At 69.9% G+C, this 1052-nt stretch carries 1 protein-coding gene; it reads left to right on the top strand.

Annotation, left to right across the window (positions count from 1 at the left end):
* Window positions 1–1052 (top strand): FtsK/SpoIIIE domain-containing protein (locus FVA95_RS28930; RefSeq protein ID WP_255474722.1); only part of this gene is annotated, 1052 nt, incomplete at both ends.

Below are 1052 nucleotides of genomic sequence, written 5' to 3'. Positions count from 1 at the left end.
CATGACGGGAAGGGCTGGCACTGCCAACTGTTGCTGCCCGAGGGCGTCACCGTGGAGATGATCAACAACAACAAGCCCGTCCTGGCCCACAACCTGCTGCGCCTGCCGGTCGAGGTCTGGCCCACCGAGCCCCGCGACAAGCCCGGCGTGATGGACCTGTGGACCGCCGACCAGGGCTCGCTCACCAAGCCCGTCGCGCCGTGGCCGCTGCTGCAGGACGGGACGGCGGACTACTTCAAGGGTGTCCCGGTCGGGGTCGACCCCCGCGGGAAGCTCGTGCTCGGACGCCTGTTCGCGGCGAACTGGGGCGTGGCCGGGATGATGGGCTCGGGCAAGTCCACCCTGATCATCACCGCCCTGCTCGGCGCGATCCTGGACCCCCTCGTTGAGGTCGACGTCTACTGCATGGCCGTCAACGCCGACTACGACCCGCTCAAGCCCCGCCTGCGCACCCTGTTCGTGTCCGACGACCCGGAGCAGATCCCCACCGTCCTGGACGCGCTCAAGGGGTTGATGTCGGAGCTGTCCGAGCGCGGCCGCAAGCTCCAGGCCGCGGGCGAGCCGAAGCTGACCCGCGCCCTGGCCGAGGCCGACCCCACGATGCGCCCGCGAGTCGTGGTGATCGACGAGTGCCAAGAGCTGTTCGTCTCCGCCGTCGGTGAGGAGGCTGCGGAGCTGGTGGAGAAGATCGTGGCCAAGGCCCGCAAGTACGGGGTCACCCTGATCTTCGCCACCCCCGTGCCGTCGGCGGACAGCCTGCCGCGGAAGGTCGCGAAGGTCCTGTCGAACCGGGCGTGTTTCGCCATCGGCGATCACCAGGGCAACGACGCGATTCTGGGCACCGGCAAGCACCGCGCCGGGATCTCGGCGACCACGCTGCGCCCGATGACCATGGACTCCGACGGGTCGGTGGACATGGGGGACCTGGGCACGGCCATGACCTCCGGGTTCACCCCGGCCGACGGGCTGATGCGCTGCTTCTACGTCGCCCGCGGCAACGGCGTCGACGACGTCACCCCCGTCGTCGAACGAGCCCTCGGGATCCGCGCCGA

Source organism: Pseudonocardia sp. EV170527-09, from assembly GCF_008369905.1.
In the GTDB taxonomy this organism is placed as follows: Bacteria; Actinomycetota; Actinomycetes; order Mycobacteriales; family Pseudonocardiaceae; genus Pseudonocardia.
Note: the sequence above shows the minus strand (reverse complement) of the source record. Positions and strands in the feature narration are given on the sequence as shown.